The sequence below is a fragment of the Microcoleus sp. Pol17C6 genome (assembly GCF_036701145.1).
Classification (GTDB): domain Bacteria; phylum Cyanobacteriota; class Cyanobacteriia; order Cyanobacteriales; family Microcoleaceae; genus Microcoleus.
The window spans coordinates 23,801-41,845 of record NZ_JAUBQH010000010.1; the positions used below are offsets into that span (position 1 = coordinate 23,801).

Annotated in this window: 11 protein-coding genes; 7 read left to right on the top strand and 4 right to left on the bottom strand. The window is 46.9% G+C overall.

What is annotated here, in order from left to right; translation table 11 throughout:
- Positions 1 to 76 precede the first annotated feature (76 nt).
- The 5 genes from QUA25_RS07520 (at position 77) to QUA25_RS07540 (ending at position 8,211) form a co-directional block, all read left to right on the top strand.
- Positions 77 to 1,999: a response regulator gene (locus tag QUA25_RS07520; protein ID WP_333036811.1), complete on the top strand. Its 1,923-nt coding sequence runs from the start codon at positions 77 to 79 to the stop codon at positions 1,997 to 1,999.
- A gap of 269 nt (positions 2,000 to 2,268) precedes the next feature.
- Positions 2,269 to 5,742, top strand: a complete 3,474-nt coding sequence (locus tag QUA25_RS07525; RefSeq protein ID WP_333036813.1) for a PAS domain S-box protein — start codon at positions 2,269 to 2,271, stop codon at positions 5,740 to 5,742.
- Between the two features lie 283 nt (positions 5,743 to 6,025).
- Positions 6,026 to 6,412, top strand: coding sequence for a response regulator (locus tag QUA25_RS07530; protein WP_333036815.1), 387 nt, complete (start codon positions 6,026 to 6,028; stop codon positions 6,410 to 6,412).
- Between the two features lie 1,065 nt (positions 6,413 to 7,477).
- A complete protein-coding gene (locus QUA25_RS07535; RefSeq protein WP_333036817.1) occupies positions 7,478 to 7,786 on the top strand; it encodes a DUF1830 domain-containing protein in 309 nt (102 codons plus the stop codon).
- Positions 7,787 to 7,860: 74 nt separating this feature from the next.
- Complete coding sequence (locus QUA25_RS07540) at positions 7,861 to 8,211, top strand: late competence development ComFB family protein (RefSeq protein ID WP_333036819.1); 351 nt, start codon at positions 7,861 to 7,863, stop codon at positions 8,209 to 8,211.
- An 82-nt stretch (positions 8,212 to 8,293) separates the two neighbouring features.
- Here QUA25_RS07540 and QUA25_RS07545 read toward each other — a convergent pair whose 3' ends face one another.
- Positions 8,294 to 8,647 carry a DUF6464 family protein gene (locus QUA25_RS07545; protein WP_333036822.1) on the bottom strand — a complete coding sequence of 118 codons (354 nt, stop codon included), beginning with the start codon at positions 8,645 to 8,647 and terminating at the stop codon, positions 8,294 to 8,296.
- A gap of 445 nt (positions 8,648 to 9,092) precedes the next feature.
- Positions 9,093 to 9,824, bottom strand: coding sequence for a sucrose-phosphate phosphatase (locus tag QUA25_RS07550; protein ID WP_333036824.1), 732 nt, complete (start codon positions 9,822 to 9,824; stop codon positions 9,093 to 9,095).
- A gap of 171 nt (positions 9,825 to 9,995) precedes the next feature.
- Between QUA25_RS07550 and QUA25_RS07555 the strand changes: the two genes are divergently transcribed.
- A complete protein-coding gene (locus tag QUA25_RS07555; protein ID WP_333036827.1) occupies positions 9,996 to 12,242 on the top strand; it encodes an iron uptake porin in 2,247 nt (748 codons plus the stop codon).
- A gap of 504 nt (positions 12,243 to 12,746) precedes the next feature.
- On the opposite strand, the gene QUA25_RS07560 is transcribed toward QUA25_RS07555, so the two are convergent.
- Positions 12,747 to 16,088 (bottom strand): PAS domain S-box protein, encoded by a 3,342-nt coding sequence (locus tag QUA25_RS07560; protein WP_333036828.1) that lies wholly within the window; start codon positions 16,086 to 16,088, stop codon positions 12,747 to 12,749.
- A 406-nt stretch (positions 16,089 to 16,494) separates the two neighbouring features.
- Positions 16,495 to 17,154 (bottom strand): HAD family hydrolase, encoded by a 660-nt coding sequence (locus tag QUA25_RS07565; RefSeq protein ID WP_333036830.1) that lies wholly within the window; start codon positions 17,152 to 17,154, stop codon positions 16,495 to 16,497.
- 111 nt (positions 17,155 to 17,265) lie between these two features.
- Here QUA25_RS07565 and QUA25_RS07570 point away from each other — a divergent pair, with 111 nt between their 5' ends.
- The gene (locus QUA25_RS07570; RefSeq protein ID WP_333036832.1) at positions 17,266 to 18,030 is read left to right on the top strand and encodes a Uma2 family endonuclease; all 765 of its coding nucleotides are present in this window, start codon (positions 17,266 to 17,268) and stop codon (positions 18,028 to 18,030) included.
- The last annotated feature ends 15 nt before the right edge of the window (positions 18,031 to 18,045 follow it).

Here is an 18,045-nt window from a genome sequence, read left to right on the forward strand (position 1 = left end):
TTGTAAAAAGGCTATTTAATTAGCCCCAAGAACCGATAAAAAGTTCCAAAAATAGTTGGAAGGACAGGTGACGTTTATGAAAATCCTGCTGGTAGAAGATGACACAGTTACAGTCAGTTTGCTGACTCAAGCGCTGAACTCTCACAATTACAATGTGAATGCGGCAGCAGACGGTGAAACAGCGTTGCATTTGGTGCAGGCATACGATTACGACCTGATTGTTTTGGATGTGCTGATTCCTAAACTCGACGGCATTAGTTTGTGTCGAAAATTGCGATCGTCCGGCTGCCAAATGCCGATTTTACTGCTGACAGCGCTAGATAGCAGCAACGATCGAGTCCAAGGTTTAGAGGCGGGTGCAGACGATTATGTGGTCAAACCCTTTAATCTCGAAGAATTAATCGCTCGAATTCGGGCTTTGCTGCGCCGGGGTAAGGCAACTTTGTCGAGTACAAATTTGACCTGGGAAAAACTGCAAGTCAACCCGGACACTACGGAAGTAACTTATGCCGAAAAAGTCCTGCACTTGACTCCCAAAGAGTACAATTTGCTAGAACTTTTCCTGAGAAATCCTCGGCGCATTTTCAGTCGCAGCGCCATCCTCGATCGCATTTGGTCGGCCGGCGAATTTCCTCAAGAAGAAGCCGTTACCGCTCACATCAAGGGGCTGCGGCAGAAGCTGAAAGCAGCCGGGATGACTGTAGATTTAGTGGAAACCGTTTACGGATTGGGCTATCGGCTCAAAAGTCTGCCGGAGGAGATTGAGAGCCAACAAGTTGGGCAGGAAACGGCAGAAACTGCTAAAACTCAAGAGACTTTATCTACTGAATCCAGCGGGTCGATCCAGGAATTAAACAAAGACGAGCGCCGTCTCAAAGTCTTGAATGCGATTGCCCAAATGCGGGGAAATTTAAAAGCTAATTTTATAGAAAAGGTGGCGATATTCGATCGCGCGATCGCTCAACTGAAAAACGGAAGCTTGGAGGGCGAAGTGCGCCAGGAAGCCCAAGCCCAAGCTCACAAATTAGTTGGTTCTTTGGGAACTCTAGGGCTGCCAAAAGGTTCAGAAGTTGCGCGCCAGATAGAACATTTGTTCAAAACTGAAAACATCTGGAAACCGGATACGGCTCAGCAGATTGAGGGATTACTGCATCAGCTCAAACAGATATTCGATCGCCCGTCGGCCGAACCAGAAGGCGATTTGGTTCCTGCGGTTTCCCAAAAGCGCCGAATGCTGATTGTTGATGATGATACTTTTGGGAGCGAGCAACTGAAAACAGTAGCATCCGGTTCCGACTTCCAGATAGAAATCGCCAACTCTCCGCAAGCGGCAAGAAATGCAATTTCTCAACAGCCTCCCGACGCGATTTTGCTTGATTTGACATTTTCCCGATCTCAGGAAAACGGACTTTCTCTCCTAGCCGAACTCCGCAGTGAAAAGCCAGAAATTCCGGTGATGGTTTTTAGCGGGCACAATCAATTGAGCGATCGAATAGAAGTTGCTCGTTTGGGAGCTTCGGGCTTTTTACACAAATCTATCCCCCCAGCAGATATACTCAAAGCAGTCGCCCAACTACTCGACCAGACTGGCCCTGCTGAAGCTAAAGTTATGGTGGTAGACGATGACGTGCATCTATTGGCTGCACTGCAAGTGATTCTACAACCTTGGGGATTTCAAGTAACAACATTGGACGATCCCGAAAAGTTCTGGGAGGTACTCGAAACAACTTGTCCGGATTTGCTAATTTTAGATGTGGAGATGCCCGGTTACAGCGGTATCGAGCTGTGTTTGGCAGTTCGCAACGATTTGCGCTGGAGCAAGCTCCCCGTGCTATTTTTGACAGCTCATTCCGAATCGGAAACCGTGCGCCAAATGTTTGTCGCAGGTGCTGACGACTACGTGAACAAGCCGATCGTGAAACCGGAATTAATTGCTCGCCTCCTGAATCGTTTGGAGCGGACTCAACTCAGAAACAGACTGGCTCAGGCACAGCGCTAATCCCATTTTAGATTTAAAAAATTAAAGAATTAAAGAATTGAAGAACTGGGAATGACTGATAAGATATGGCTTTCGATCACGTACCTACAGTTGTATTCTTTTTTTTTATGGGATAACTAGGAGCAAATATGCAGTGCGTGTCCGAAACAAATCAGGAAGCCTTAGCCAAGACTTGGGATTGTTAGATTGTGTGAATCCGACGCGGTGCTGTTGATTGATGCTTGCCCGCCGATCGAGAACACAGGCTAATTTAGAGAAGTATTAATTAGATGAAAGCAATGGTATTGCCCTCAGACACAGGCACTCTCAATCACAGCGACTGCGAGCTGATTTACGCCCCCGGTTCGATTCAACCTCACGGCATCCTTTTGGTGCTGGAATCTCCGGCGTTGAAAATTTTGCAAGTTAGCAACAATACTTTTGAGGCCATGGGCCTTTACCCCGAACAACTTTTGGAGAATTCTTTAGAGGAATTTGTCGAGACTGAGGAAATTGAGGCTATTGAAAAAGCTTTATTTGAAAACGATAAACAACGTAACGGTATCAGATTATCATTCAAAAGTCAAGACTGCAAGTCTTTTTTTGAGGGAACGCTGCATCAATCAAATTCAACATTAATTGTTGAACTAGAGCCGGTTATTTCCCCAAAAACGAGCGATTCTTTCAATTGTTATAATTTAGTCCAAGAGCCGATCGACAAAATCCACAAAACACCAAACCTGCAAGTGCTGTGTCAGACAGCAGTGGAAGAAGTGCGGAGGATGATCGGTTTCGATCGGGCGATCGTCTATAAATTTGATGCCACCGGTGCGGGGGAAGTTGTCGCCGAAGACAAAGTAGAAAGTTTGGCTCCTTTATTGGGACTGCACTATCCGGCTGGCGATATTCCCCCCCAGGCCAGAAACCTGTTCAGCATGAATTTAATTCGGTTTATTCCCGATGTTAACTGTCAGCCTGTCGAACTAATTCCTCACTGCAATCCTCTAACCGATCGCCCCCTCGATCTGGGCTGCTCTTTGTTGAGAACAGTTGCGCCTTGCCATGCTCAATATCTCAAAAATATGAACGTTGGCGCTAGCATGACATTGACATTAATCAAAGATCGAAAACTCTGGGGATTGATCGCCTGTCACCACCCAACACGAAAGTATGTCAACTACGAAACAAGAACTGCTTGCGAACTGCTCGCCAAGTTTGTGAATCTAGAAATTACCTACAAACAAGATAGCGAAGACCGGGAATATGCAGTTTATTTAAAAGAAATTTGCCATAAACTTGTCGCCAATATCTCTCAATCACACAGCTTTGTCGAAGGTTTACTGAAATCCCAAGATGAATTGCTAGCATTAGTGGGCGCTACCGGTGGAGTTGTGTGTGCCAATGAAGATTTAACAACCATCGGTCAAACGCCGGACTTGGTAGAAAGTAAAAACTTAATTGCTTGGCTCAAAACTCAAATAAATAATGATGTTTACCATACAGATTCTCTCTCGAAACTCTATCCACCATCCGAGAAATACAAAGAAGTTGCTAGCGGTTTGCTGGTACTTGCCCTGTCCGAAATGCACAATTATTACATTTTGTGGTTCCGTTCCGAAGCAATTCAAACTGTCAACTGGGCTGGTCAACCCGACGGGCAAATAGAATTTCAACCGCCGGATGACAGCCGAGGGATTTCTCCTCGCAATTCCTTTGAGTTGTGGCAAGAAACTGTGAGGTTAAAATCTTTGCCTTGGCAGCTATGCGAAATCGAAATAGCCCGAGAACTTCGAGTGGCGATTACTAGCATGGAGTTGCGGAAAACCAATCAGCAGCTCAGCTTAGCTTTGTCCGCTACCAAAATCGGATTTTGGGACTGGGACTTGCAGAAAAATCGCATTGTTTGGTCGAGGGAACACGAAGAGCTATTTGGGTTGGCTCCGGGGACTTTTGCCGGAACTTATCAAATGTTTGTAGCTTGCGTTCACCCAGAAGATTTAAACAGTATTCAGAATGCTATAAATCAGGTAATCGCCCAGCGATCAGATTACTATCACGAATACCGCGTGGTTTGGCCCGACGGCAGCATTCACTGGATTGAGGGGAAAGGTAAGTTTTTTTACAATGAAGCAGGCGATGCAGTGCGGATGGTGGGGACAGTTACAGAAATTACCGATCGCAAAGCTAGAGAATTACAGTTGCGCCTGTTGGAATCAGCAGTCACCACCACTAACGACGCCGTGTTAATTACCGAAGCTGAACCGATTGAGGAACCGGGCCCGCGAATTATTTATGTCAACCCAGCTTTCACGCGGATGACCGGCTATACGCTAGAAGAAGTTGTGGGCAAAACGCCACGCATTTTGCAAGGACAAAAAACAGACCGCGCCAGTCTCGATCAAATTCGGACAGCTTTAGAAACCTGGCAGCCGGCGCGGGTTGACTCGATCAATTACCGCAAAGACGGGACTGAATTTTGGGTAGAAATGAGCATTGTGCCCATAGCTGACCAAAATGGTGAGTTTACCCACTGGGTATCAGTACACCGCGATATTAGCGATCGCAAACTTGCTGAAGCCGCCCTCCAACAGCTCAACGAACGGTTAGAAATGCGAGTTTTGCAGCGAACCAGAGAACTAGAAAGCTCTCAAGCAGAACTCCGGGAAAGCGAAGCTTTATTTCGCTCTCTGAGCGAGAGTTCCCCCGTCGGCATTTTCAAAATCGATACTGAGGGGAAATGTACTTATACAAATCCTCGCTGTCAAGCAATTGGCCACTTCACACAGGCAGCCGCTTTAGGAAACGGCTGGATGCGCTTTGTTCACCGCGAAGACCTCAAACTAATTCTGTCTAAGTGGTCCCAATCGCAATCGCTAGATGGGGAATTTTCCTGCGAATTCCGCCACATCCAGCGAGACGGAACCATCCGGTTTTGTCGGCTTAAAACAGCTCCGATTTTTTCCGACAGATCTCAACTAATTGGTCACGTCGGCACAGTCACAGATATCACAGAAAGTCGGGCAATTGAAAAAATGAAAAATGAGTTTATTTCGATTGTCAGCCACGAACTGCGAACGCCGCTTGCTTCCATTCGCGGTTCTTTAGGTTTGCTGGCGGCTGGGGTACTGAAAAGTAAACCGGAAACTGCCAAACAGATGTTAGAAATCGCTTCCAGCGATACCGAACGGTTAGTGCGTTTGGTAAACGATATTCTCGACTTAGAGCGGCTCGATTCGAGCCAAGTTATCCTCGTCAAGCAGTGGTGCGATGCCCAGGTTTTGATGCGGAAGTCTGCAGAAGCTGTACTTTCTTTGGCTGCTGAAAATAACATTGATTTGTCGATTTTGCCCGAAACAGCCCAAATTTGGGCTGACCCCGACAGAATCGTTCAACTGCTGGTAAATTTGTTGAGCAATGCGATTAAATTCTCCGATCCAGGGAGTACAGTAACTGTCAGGGTGGAAGATTTGGGCGATTCCCTACGGGATAGCTACGCTTCACGGGTTTTATTTGAAGTCAAAGATCGAGGGCGGGGGATTCCTGCCGATAAACTAGAAACTATCTTTGGACGGTTTCAACAGGTCGATGCTTCTGACTCCCGCCAAAAAGGAGGTACGGGTTTGGGTTTGGCTATCTGTCGCAGCATAGTACAGCAGCATGGGGGCAGAATTTGGGTCGAAAGTGTTGTCTCACAAGGCTGCAGTTTCTATTTCACAGTGCCTGCACCGTTGGAAGGCGAAGGGGGAAAAAGTTTGGAGGTTTGAGATTGCTTTGATAATATCTCGCGAAAGCTCAAGTTCCTGGGAACCCACGCGGGTAGAATGATTTTGGGAGGCTGATAGGTCGATTTTTCAGTTCAGGGTTTAAGTAGGTGAGCGGCAAAATATATCAACCGCGCCCGACGATTAGGACGTTTTTAAGTGCTGAAACTCTTAATTTTATTGCTTCTTCCTTTGGCTATATCTTTCCAGAAACCCGGTTGATGAGGCAGCGTGCGTAAGTCCTTTTTCGGTTTACCATGATTAATTTAAAATTTGAGTTTTAATTATGTCAGCAAAGCGCATTCTGGTCATCGATGATGAAAAAAACCTCTGCAGCGTGATTCAGGCCTGTCTGGAACATTTAGGCGGCTGGATTGTACTAAGCGCCCCCGACGGCAGCCAAGGATTGCTTTTAGCTGAAACTCAACTCCCTGACGCTATTCTGCTAGATGTGATGATGCCGGATATGGACGGACTTACTCTGTTTGGTTTGCTGCAAAACAATGCGACTACTCGGGGGATTCCGGTGATTTTCCTGACGGCTAAGGTGCAGGCGATGGATTTGAGCGAATTTGCTGATTTGGGGGTAGCGGGGGTGATTGCCAAGCCTTTCGATCCTTTGAGTTTGGCACAGCAAGTGGCGGACATTCTGGGTTGGGAACCGTTGCTTTAAACTGGGGTAAAAGGCGATCGCAGATAGCATATCAAACTCGGCATTTGAAACCGCTACTAGACCAACAAAGTCGGCCCACCCCGACGGCAGAATCAAGGGCATTAAAGCCGGATGACGATCGAAAATCCGCTTTCTGGTTCTCTTGATTATTCCGAAAATCACGCAATTACGTTATTAAACCGGGTTGATGCGTTCAGGAAAGTTCTAGTTTTTCCGGCTATTTTCATAATTTCCTCATTTTTTTGATTTAGCTTTGAGATGGATCGGTGATTGGTTAATTTAAACTCTGATTCCCTATAAGTTCTAGAGATGATCTCAGGGAGTCGGGGTTTTTTGTTACCTCCAAAGCTGATCGGCTATCACCGTATTTACAGGCAGAATAACTCCTCCAGAGGTTACGCCCACTGGCATCAAGAACGGTTTTTTTTTTACCCGTAATCACAGATGCAGCGAAGTTTTTGGGTGAAAAACCCGGTTTCAGCCTGCTAACCCAAGATTTACGCAGAGTTCCCTGAGAAACCGGGTTTTTTAACCCAGGAGCACAGATGGAGCTAAGTTTTTGGCTAAAAAACCAGGTTTTTGCCTAACTGTTGTAATCCCTGCTTCGGCAAAAGTATATTTATCAAAAAAAATGATGGTCTTCATAATTTCCTCATATTTTTTAGATAAAGTTTACTCCAAGCTCTTGATCTTAAGGTCGATCGCACTCTCAGCACCATTCCGCTGTCAAAGAGTAAATCTGTTGTCAGGAGAGTTCGGGAAAGTGACGGAACTTTCAATTAACTGCTGCTACAGTACAACCAACCTCAATAAGTCAGGATCTAGGCCCTGCATACCAAAAAAACCGGGTTTTTTAACCGGGAAAAACGGAGTTTCTGCGCCAGACCTCTAAGTGTTGGCAGGATAACTCAATGCTACAAAAATTAATAACTGAAGATGTGATTTGCTCTCGAATAACACCCCAAAAATAAGTCGGTCGTTTGATAAAGAGTCAAACTCGCAATTGCCACTAACAGGCAAAGCCAAGTCTCAGTAAGTTTTTGAAAGAGTGTGGAGATTTTTTTAATGTCTGATCAGCTATCTTATAAAGGTAACAAACAGATTCTGTGCTATTACGCAAATGTTACCAACCTAGTTCAGGTGGTTCGGATTGGGAACATTCCTAATTGGTACTTTGAAAGAGTGCTGTTTCCGGGACAGCGACTGATGTTTGAAGCTGCTGCTGAAGCAGTCTTAGAAATTCACACGGGTACGGTGGCAAGTGCTATTTTATCGGACAAGATTCCCTGCTACGTGCTGCGGGTTATAGAAGAGGTAAGTTCAGAGTTTGAGCTGGTGATGACCGAAGAACGATTGGCGGTATTAGCCGGTTAAAATTCATGAGAAATCAGACGATATCGAGAACGGGCACAAAAATATTAGTTAACGAGTGTTTGGGGACAGGGAAAATGCAGAAAAATCTTGTCAATATTACCTTAGCTGTAGTAACAGAGGAAGTAGAAATTATCTTGGAGTCTTATCCGAAGCACCCATACCAACAAGCTTTTTCGCCTTCGGGATTGCGACAGGATTTAATTGCTTATGTGCTCAGCCGAGTTCCTAATAGATATACTGCGATCGACTCCGGTGAGTCTGTGTCAAACCAAACAGTTCAGGTTCGCTGTTCTTCAGAGCAGTTGCTGCACATAGAAAATTTGATTCATACTGGCATTCGCGACGTGCTGCACAGCTATCAGAAGATAGATTACCCCCTGCCTGAAGAAGTTAAATTCGATTCCAGAGTTGCTAGTTGGTTGTGATAGTTTCTGGTAAATGAGCGAGACGCCGAGATTCTCGGCCATCTCGGTGGGGCGAGGTGGAATTGTGTACTGACTCGATGGTTCAAGACTGTTGGTAATCGCAGCAGCAGTTGCACGGGCCATTGGGATTGACAGCACAGCGCAGAATTTCCGATCGAGCATTAAAGCGACAGCTAGCATCTCCGATAACCCAGATCCCGCTTACAAAACTTCTTTCCGTCGGCGGTGTGGCCGACTGCACGTACAGGGCAATTTTTTGCAGTCGGTAGCGGCCGGATTTGAGTTGATAGCGGTGGTGGCGTTCCAAGACAGCGTAGGTTTGTCCCTCTAAATCTAGATAGTTCCCCGGTTGTGGCGTCCAATCCAGCCGAATGCTACCTAAATATTGGCGGGGGTGAGAGAGAATCACCTCTACAGGTAAAGTATTTTGTTCCATGTGGCGGTGCGTTCGCGAACTGAACTAAAGGGGCAAATAGTTGACTCAACCTACATCTTGTTCATCTAGAAAGATAAGTTTTTATAGAGAGAGTAATTTAGGTTTAGGCGCTACACTTAACTATAGAACCTTTGGCGATCGAGGAATAGGCGACTTATCTTGGGATAGCCGACTCCCTCCACTACGTTCCGCCCAACAGGCTAGGAAATAAACTTCAACTCGCTTGAGGTAACTAAAGTTAAGTTCGATTAGGTTTGATAAAGCAGTACACGCTGATGGTATCGCAACTCGCAGGTTCGATCGATACGCGGTTGATATTCCTGAACAGATTTTAACGGTTTGCAGGACTTGGGGTGCTTGAGGTGGGTTTGTACTAAGGACTTCAGTCCTCTGATTTGTATGAGAACTTAACTGCTGACTACAAACCAAACCGCTTTTTTGGCAATCAAAATTTCCAAAAATATGCCATTCCTTCCATGATTCCCCAAGCGCAAGCAGAACCTGCTAAATAATGATTTTCAGTGCCACATTCGCGATGCCATTCTAAGAGTTCTGACAGAGCATTAGCAACGATTACTCCCCGGACAGCCTGTTCAAACATACTGATATCATTGCCAGAATCACCGCAAACTAATGTTGCCTCAGATGGAATTTGTAGGCGCTTTTGTAAATAAAAAAGGGCATTGCCTTTATTGCTAGTTTGCGGTAAAATATCTACATTACTATTACTGCTAAAAATGATTTGAGCTGGCAGTCCCGATTCAGTTAACTTTTGCTGCAAAGCCTGGACAGTCGAGCTATTTTCTCCTGCTGGTTCCAGACTATAACTGATTTTCCAAGGATTTTGTTCTTTTAGGGATTGGGGTTTAAGCTGGGAAAACTGCTGAGCTAAAGAGGAGATCGCCATTTTATCCCAGTCTTGAGAAAGATATTCCGCCCAATCTAAATCGAGGATTCCGTCTTGGTAAATTTCGCTACCTACACCTGCGATAAAATAGTCGGGTGCTAGCAGTTGCTTTTGGGCAATTAATTCGCAAGTTGAAGCATAAGAACGCCCGGTAGCGTAAACCAAACAAATTTGCGCTCGCTGTGATTGCAAGCGCTGGTTGAAAACTTGAGTTGCTTCGTCATCTCCGACTAGCGTGTTGTCTAAATCTGTAACTAATAAAAACTTCATTTGGGGAATTAGTCAGGAGTCAGTAGTCTTCAGTCATTAGTGATTGGGAATTGCTCGCTTCCTAAAATAATTTTAACTATTTATAAGAATTTGTTAAACCAACTACATTTATAAGCAAGCTTATCGGTTAACATTGGCCAGATTTAATTTTCAATAAGTGGTGTGAGTTTTATGGTGAATAATGCAACCTCCGTTAAAGCTTTTTGGCTGTCTTTCTTGATTTCGGGTGCTGCAGTGCCTTTGGCGCCGATCTCCGCAACAGCTCAAATTCAGGATACCTCAACTCCAGAAGTTGCGCTAGAAGCGAGTGCCGTCTCTACGGCTACCCCAGAGGCAGCGCTGGCAGCAGTTAAGATTGAGATACCGCCGTTAGCGGCGAGCACCGCAGAGACTAAATCAGCAGTCGATCGCCCTTTACCCGACACAGATGCAGCATGGGTGAATAGCGCTTTACCCGAAACAGATGCAGCAGTCGATCGCAGTTTACCCGAAACAGATGCAGCCACAGTCGATCGCCCTTTACCCGACACAGATGCAGCATGGGTGAATAGCGCTTTACCCGAAACAGATGCAGCATGGGTGAATCGCGCTTTACCCCAAACAGATGCAGCATGGGTGAATCGCGCTTTACCCCAAACAGATATAGCAACAGTCGATCGTGCAACAACAGCCCCAGAAATAACGGGGGCAATTCGCGAATTACCCCCCCAGGAGTTAGAAATTGCAAACTCTCCTCAGTCTCAACAAGTGGCTGAAGCCAGCAAAGTTGCCGACATCAGCAGCGAGACGGGCACCGCTGATGACCTCAGCATACAAGAAGACGCAGCACAAGTCACTTCTGTTTCCCAACTGTCCGACGTGCGCCCCACAGATTGGGCTTTTCAAGCCTTACAATCCCTAGTAGAAAGATACGGCTGCATTGCGGGATATCCAGACGGCACATTCCGAGGCAATCGGGCAATGACTCGCTATGAATTTGCCGCCGGATTAAACGCTTGCTTAGACCAAATTACCAAACAACTTGGCGGTTCTACTGGGAATTTAGTCAAGCGAGAAGATTTACTTGCTTTGCAAAGATTGCAAGAAGAATTTGCCGCAGAATTAGCTACTTTGCGCGGTCGAGTCGATGCTTTAGAAGCCCGCACTGCCGAATTAGAAGCCAACCAATTTTCAACTACTACTAAACTCAACGGATTTGCTTGGTTTAACCTGACTGGAGCTTTTGCGGGCGAGCGAGTCCGAGTTGAAGCAACAAATGGAAATGCTGCTCCGCTCGATCGAGTAGCCGGACGCGATCCTGTCACCAACAGACCCATTGTGCAGAGAGTGGACGACCCAGAAATCACTTTCAGCCAGTTAGTTTGGTTGACCCTCACTACTTCCTTTACAGGGAAAGACGAATTGATTACACAGCTAGCTGTAGGTAACGGCAATTCCCCAGCCAATCAGTATACTTCAACAGGCCTGTTCAATACCTTTGGCACTCCTTTTCTCGACCAGACTGCTGGGGTGAATCCCAATGAAGTTACCCTGCGAGAACTTTCCTATCGGTTCCCGCTTAGCAACCGCTTCCAAGTAGTAGTCGGGCCGAGGATTAATTTTTACCGCTACTTTGACAACAATAAGTTTAACTTTTTCGTAGACGGTGCGAGCAGCTTTAATTCTAACAACAGCCCTTTGTTAAGCGCTACCCGACGCGGTGCCGGTGCTTTGGTTTTGTGGGATATCGGCCGCGCATTGAAACTGCGTTTTGGCTATTTGGGCGAGAGTACGGAATTTTTGCCCAGTTCCGTGTTTAATTCCGCTTCCAATCCGTCTCAAGGCTTGTTTGGTGGGACAAATACGACTACAGCAGAATTAACATTCAGTCCGAGCGATCGGACTAATTTGCGCTTTTTGTACAGCCGTTCCAACATCCAGCAAATCGGCGGCTTAATTGGATCTCCTAACAGCAAGCCGTTAAACGGTGTGGCAGATGACGGTTTCGGCGGTCGGCTGGGGAATGCGACTGCGAATACTTATAGTTTCAATTTCGATTGGTCAGTCAGTCGCCGCTTTGGTCTTTTCGGCCGCTACGGCTACGCGGAAACCAATATATTTCCCAAGACTGACCGACCCGACGGCACGATCAAAAATCAATCTTATCAGTTAGGACTTGCATTTCCCGATTTGTTCAAAGAAGGAGCTTTGCTTACGGTGTCGTATTTAGTACCTTTTGACTTTACTGGCGGCCGGAGGTTTCTGGTTTCGGGCGGAGGGAATGGCGGCACGCAGTACGAAATTGAGGCAACTTATTATTTGCCTCTCACCGACCATATTTCGATTGTGCCGGCATTTTATGCGATCGGCAATGCCAATAATTTCGATAACAACCCGACAATTTTTGTGGGCAATTTGCGGACGCAGTTTAGTTTTTAACTACATTAGGACTTACTTGAACCTAATTATAGTATTTTTCAGTTGAGTGAGGTACACATGGGTAATGGGTAATGGGGTGCTGACTGCATAGTACCTGACTCAGTTTAAAACTGCTATATTTAGGGCGCGCCTGGAGCACCTTACCACATTATCTAGGGTGCGCCTGGAGCACATTACCGCGCTCTTAGTAGGGTGTCAAACCACTGATACCAAATCCGCGTTAAAAACCCCTTGATCAGACTCGGCGATTGACATCGCTATTACAAAAACTTTCGTTCCTAGCTGAGAGGGACTAAGAAATCAAGGGGGTTTTTAAGCCGAATGCGGACATAATTAATGGACATGATATCAAATCCGCGCTTCATCGTCGGGCGTAAAATCGAGTTAACACTCAACACTCAACCATCATTCAGTTTTTCGACTGACAGTTAACAGCCAACAGTCAACAATCACGGACGGTGCAACCGGAATTGACATGATGTCCTGATTAGCTTCGTCCTGATGTCAACGAATTGGAATTTCGATGATAAATTCAGTGCCTTTACCGGGTTCTGAGAAGCACTGCAATTTGCCGCTGTGTTTTTCAACGACAATTTGGTGCGAAATTGATAAACCCAAACCTGTGCCTTTACCTACTGGTTTTGTGGTAAAAAACGGGTCAAACAAACGCACGATCTGATCTTCCGGAATGCCCAGACCGTTATCTTTGATCCGAATTAAAATGCTCTTGTCATCAATCGTTTCAGTTTTAATGGTAATAGTAGGAAAGATAGAATTTCCGGTGTCTTTGGCTTGGTTGCTGCTTTCTTCTAAGGCGTCGATCGCATTTGCCAATACATTCATAAATACCTGATTTAACAGTCCGGGATGACAGTTTATTTGCGGCAGTTCTCCGTATTCTTTGATCACTTTAATGCCCTGCCAGTTGGCTTTGGCTTTCAGTCGGGTGTTCAACATTAACAAGGTACTTTCTAAACCTTCGTGAATGTCGGCAGTCTTGATTTTAGCTTCGTCTGCCCGCGAGAAATTGCGAAGAGTTTGAATGATTTCTACAATGCGCTCGCACCCGGTCTGCATCGAATTGAGCAACTTGGGCAGGTCTTCTGCTAGAAATTCTAAGTCTATATCATCGGCTTGTTGCTGAAGTGTGGCTGGGGGATTCGGGTACTCTTCTCGATACACTTGCACGATTTCTAATAAGTCTAGAACGTAGCCTCGGACGTGGCAGAGGTTGCCTGCGACAAAGCCCACTGGGTTGTTAATTTCGTGGGCAATTCCTGCTAGCACCTGTCCGAGGGAAGACATTTTTTCGGTTTGTACTAACTGCATTTGAGTTTGCTGCAAGTCACTCAAAGCTGTTTCCAGTTCTTGGGATTTTTGTCGATCGCGATCGGCGGCGGCGGCCCGTTCTTCCTCAACTCCGATCGCCCCGGCAATAATTCCGATCAGCTTGCAGTCGGCTTCTGTGGGCGCGATCGACTCGGTGTAGACAACGCACACCGCACCCACGTAATCGTCGCCCAGCCGCACTGCTTGCCCCAGATAGCTTTGCAGTTGGTAGCGGATGACAGCGGGATCGGTTTGGGCGTAGATCGTGTTCTGCAAGTCAGGAATGGCAACAGCCCGATCGCTTCCTTTGCTGCATACGTCGGTGCAGATGCGGCCCTCGGCGCGATCGACCAGCGGGTAGTCCGGCGGCGCTTGCCAAGTCGCGAGCGCTTCCAGCAGTCCGCCACCTAAACGGCTGTAGATGGCGCAGCTTCCCCCTAAAAGCTCGCCGGCTAAGGATGTCAGCCGCTGGATGTTCTCAGCGGCGTCGGTGGTGAATCCCAAAAAGCACTCGTTGATTTTGCTGAGGCGGTACTCTGCTTGCCTGCGCGCCGTCATGTCGCGGGAGTTGATCACAATTCCTTTCACAGCGGGGTCTGCTAGCAAGTTAATGCCGACACCTTCGAGAAAACACCAAGAACCGTCAGCGCGCCGGAACCGGCCTTCTACGGCGATCGGATCGCCTGGATTTGCCATCAGTTTTTCGCCGTCGGAAATCACCGAGGGCAGGTCGTCAGGGTGGATAAAATCGAGAGCAATTTGACCGGCGAGTTCATCTGGTTCGTAGCCTAAAACTCTTTCTACAGAAGGGCTTTCGTAAACAATGCGACCGCGGGCGTCGAGAATAGTAATGATGTCGGAACTGTTGAGAATTAGCGATCGCCACTTAGCCTCATTTTGAAACAAAGCTGACTCGGCTTGTTTGCGATCGGTAATATCCTCTACCATTTGCAAAATAAACTGTGGCGTTCCCTGACTGCTGTCGATGACAGAGGCGCTGAGGCGTCCCCACCTGATGCTGCCGTCTTGGCGGAGGTAGCGCTTCTCGATTTGATAAGCTTCGCGGGAGCCCGCGGCCAACTCTTGGCGCAACTGGCGCGAAACTTCTGCGTCTTCCGGGTGCGCGCAGTCATCGAGGCAGACACCCCGCAGTTGAGCTTCCGAGCTCCCCAGCATAGCTTGAAATGCCGGATTAGTGGCGATCGCAACACCTTCGAGGGTAGCGACTACCATGCCGATCGCAGCGCGTTCAAAAATTGCCCGAAACCGCTGTTCGCTGTCGCGCAAAGCTGCATCCGCTGCCACTTCCTGCGTGATGTCCCGCCCCGCCACTGCCAAACCTTTGCGCGAACCGTCGGGGTTGAACAGCGGCACTTTCCGCACTTCAAACAAATTGCTGCCGCCTGTGGGCAAGGAAACAATTTCGCGGCTGGAGGTAAGAGTGCCTGCTTGCCAGGTGGTTTCGTCGGTTTCCTGCCAAGTTAGCAGGATTTCTCTGACTCTCGGATCGGCGGCGGCAGCGAGTTCGGCAGTAGTTTTGCCCTGGTAGTCTGAGGTTTCCCAGCCCAAAAGTTGGAGGGCGCAGTCGTTGGCAATCAGCCAGCGCCCCTCGCTGTCTGTGAGGTTGATCGCGTCGGGCACGGCGTTAATCGCGGTTTTTAACCAGTATTCTTGATTTCGCAGGGCTGCTTCAGCTTGTTTGCGATCGGCTATTTCGGCGACGGTTCCTTCGTAGTAAAGGAGCTCGCCATCTTCGTCGCGGACTTCGCGCACGTTTTCCGAGATCCAGGTAGTGCTGCCGTCTTTGCGGCGGACGCAGGACTCAAACTCTTTCAGGGAGCCGTTTTTGCTGATTTCTGCCATGAAGGAAGCGCGGCGGGTGCGATCGGCGTAAAGGTTTTTTGCCGAACATTTTGCGATCAGTTCTGAGGGGGAATCGTAGCCGTACATTCGGGCGAGTGCCTGGTTGGCGCTGAGGTAGCGCCCGTCTGGGGCGGTTTGAAATATGCCTTCGGTGGCGTTTTCAAAGATGCTGCGGTATTTGGCCTCGGCTTGTTTGAGGGCTTCTTCTGCTTGTTTACGATCGGTGATATCAGATTGGACGCCGATGAAGTGGGTAACGAGCCCGCTGCTGTCGCGCACCGGGGAGATGGTGAGTTCGTTCCAGAAGGCGGTGCCGTCTTTGCGGTAGTTTTTCAGAACTACTTTGCAGTCATGCTGTTCTTTCAGGGCCACGCGGATTTGATCGACGGCAGCGCCATCGGTATCCGGGCCTTGCAGGAAGCGGCAGTTCTGCCCGATTATTTCGCTGCGATTGTACCCTGTAATCCGCTCGAAAGCCCCGTTGCAGTAGACTATAGGCCTGTCCGGCTGGGTCGCGTCCGCGATCGCGATGCCGTTGCTGGTAGCTGCCAGGGCGCGATCGTACAGGCGAAATACTTCTTCTATTAAATTCGGTGTGCCGCCAGTACGAGTCGGCGATAGCGTTTCAGAAGGAATGCTTATATCTATCTGCATGAGTTTCTATAAATTGAGTTTATTGTAGATCCCGACTGGCAGCACACCCTAGACTTTAACAGAATTGCCTGTTTTCCACAGGCAGAAGTTAGAAGGCTATTATGCAGAATTTGGGCGGTAAATTCTACCTAAAAAAAATCTGGCTTCCCTCGTTTTTTTCTCTTTGCTTCTGCCTTGTGCCTTCTACCTTCAAAGGAATCCTACTTGTTAATTTATAATAGCTGTTCTTGGGATCACTCTATCTTTAGTATGGTTTACTTGGCAGGGTTTAGGTAGCTTACAAATTCGCGCACTTATTTTTTTTATTGAACCAAAATCAGATACCATGAGTCTCTATTGAAATATTTTTAATAAAAAACCTAGGATTTAAACGATTCAAAAGAGACTAATAAAAAACCAGTAAAAATTAATGTTGAACGAACACAGCAAGTTCTGAAATATCGTCGATAGCGAAATTCGGTTCTAGGGCGAGACACTGATCGCGATCGCCATATCCGTAAGCCGCCCAACAAACATCTATCCCAGCATTTTTAGCAAATAGCAAATCAATCGCCGTATCGCCAACCATTAAAATTTGACTGTTATCCAACTCCGGGAACAGCGGTTTAATAATCGAGTTAAAAACCGCTGGGCTGGGTTTCATAATTATTTCTCCGTTGTCACCTAAAATTAAATCAAAAAAACTGTGAATTTTCAATTTTTGCAGTAACGAATTAACAAAACTAACGTGTTTGTTGCTAAAAACTCCCAGGCTCAATCCCGACTTACGCGCCAACTGCAAGACTTGCTTTGTCCCGCTAAATAAATCTACCTGCTTTTCACCTTCCGTCCGATAATAAGAGCGGTAAGTTTCAACCCATTCGGGAATTGCGCTTTCCGCGATCGCCGGATGGAGGATTTTAAAAGTATTTGGTAAATTGATGCCGATCGTACCTATAATAATATCAGCCGCAGGCGGGGTAACATTGAAACTTTCAAAAGTTTTGGTAAAGCACAATACAATAGCTTTGTGAGTAATTGCCAAAGTGCCGTCGAAGTCAAAAATAATTAACTTGTACTTACTCATATTTCTGAAAATTTTCTATAGAGCAACCGAAGGTTTCCAATGATATAATATCATTATTAATCTATAAACCAATAATTATAAATATAATTTTTAAACGTTCAAGAGGTCAACATGAGTGTCACCGAAAAACCAGAAATTATAGCAACAGATTTCCCTGACCACACTCAATTACCAGACTCCGACGGTACTTTTGTAAAAAACTTCCAAGAACATCCTCAAAGCATCCTGTTAACAACATCAATTCGACCCATTTTAGACCAAATTCATCCCGACGGACAATACTGCATCGGTCAAGATTCCGGTATTTACTGGCGAGTGCCCCGGCCCCCGGAACCGCCAGAAAGAGGAGCCGAAGCACCTGATTGGTTTTACGTGCCCGACGTGCCGCCAACTCTTGACGGCAATCTTCGCCGCTCCTATGTCATGTGGCAGGAATTAATGCCGCCTCGGATTGTACTTGAATTTGTTTCTGGTGATGGCAGTGAAGAAAGAGATAGGACTCCTCGCCAGGGCAAATTCTGGATTTACGAGCGGATAATTCGACCTGCTTTTTACGGCATTTATGAAGTCAAAAAGGCACAAGTTGAAGTGTATCATTTGGTAGAAGATCGGTTCGAGTTAGTTGCACCAAATGAGCGCGGACATTACGCGATCGCACAAATAGGAGTGGAATTAGGCATTTGGCAAGGGGTTTATCAGGGCGTAGAACTGCCTTGGCTGCGCTGGTGGGATGCTGAGGGGAATTTGCTGCCAACGGCCGAGGAACGGGCGGAACAAGCCGAATTAGTGGCAGAACGAGAACGAGAAAGGCGCATAGAAGCTGAGTTGCGAATTCAAGCTTTAGAAGCGCGTTTGCGACAGTTAGAAGGACGGTAATTCGATTTTAGATTT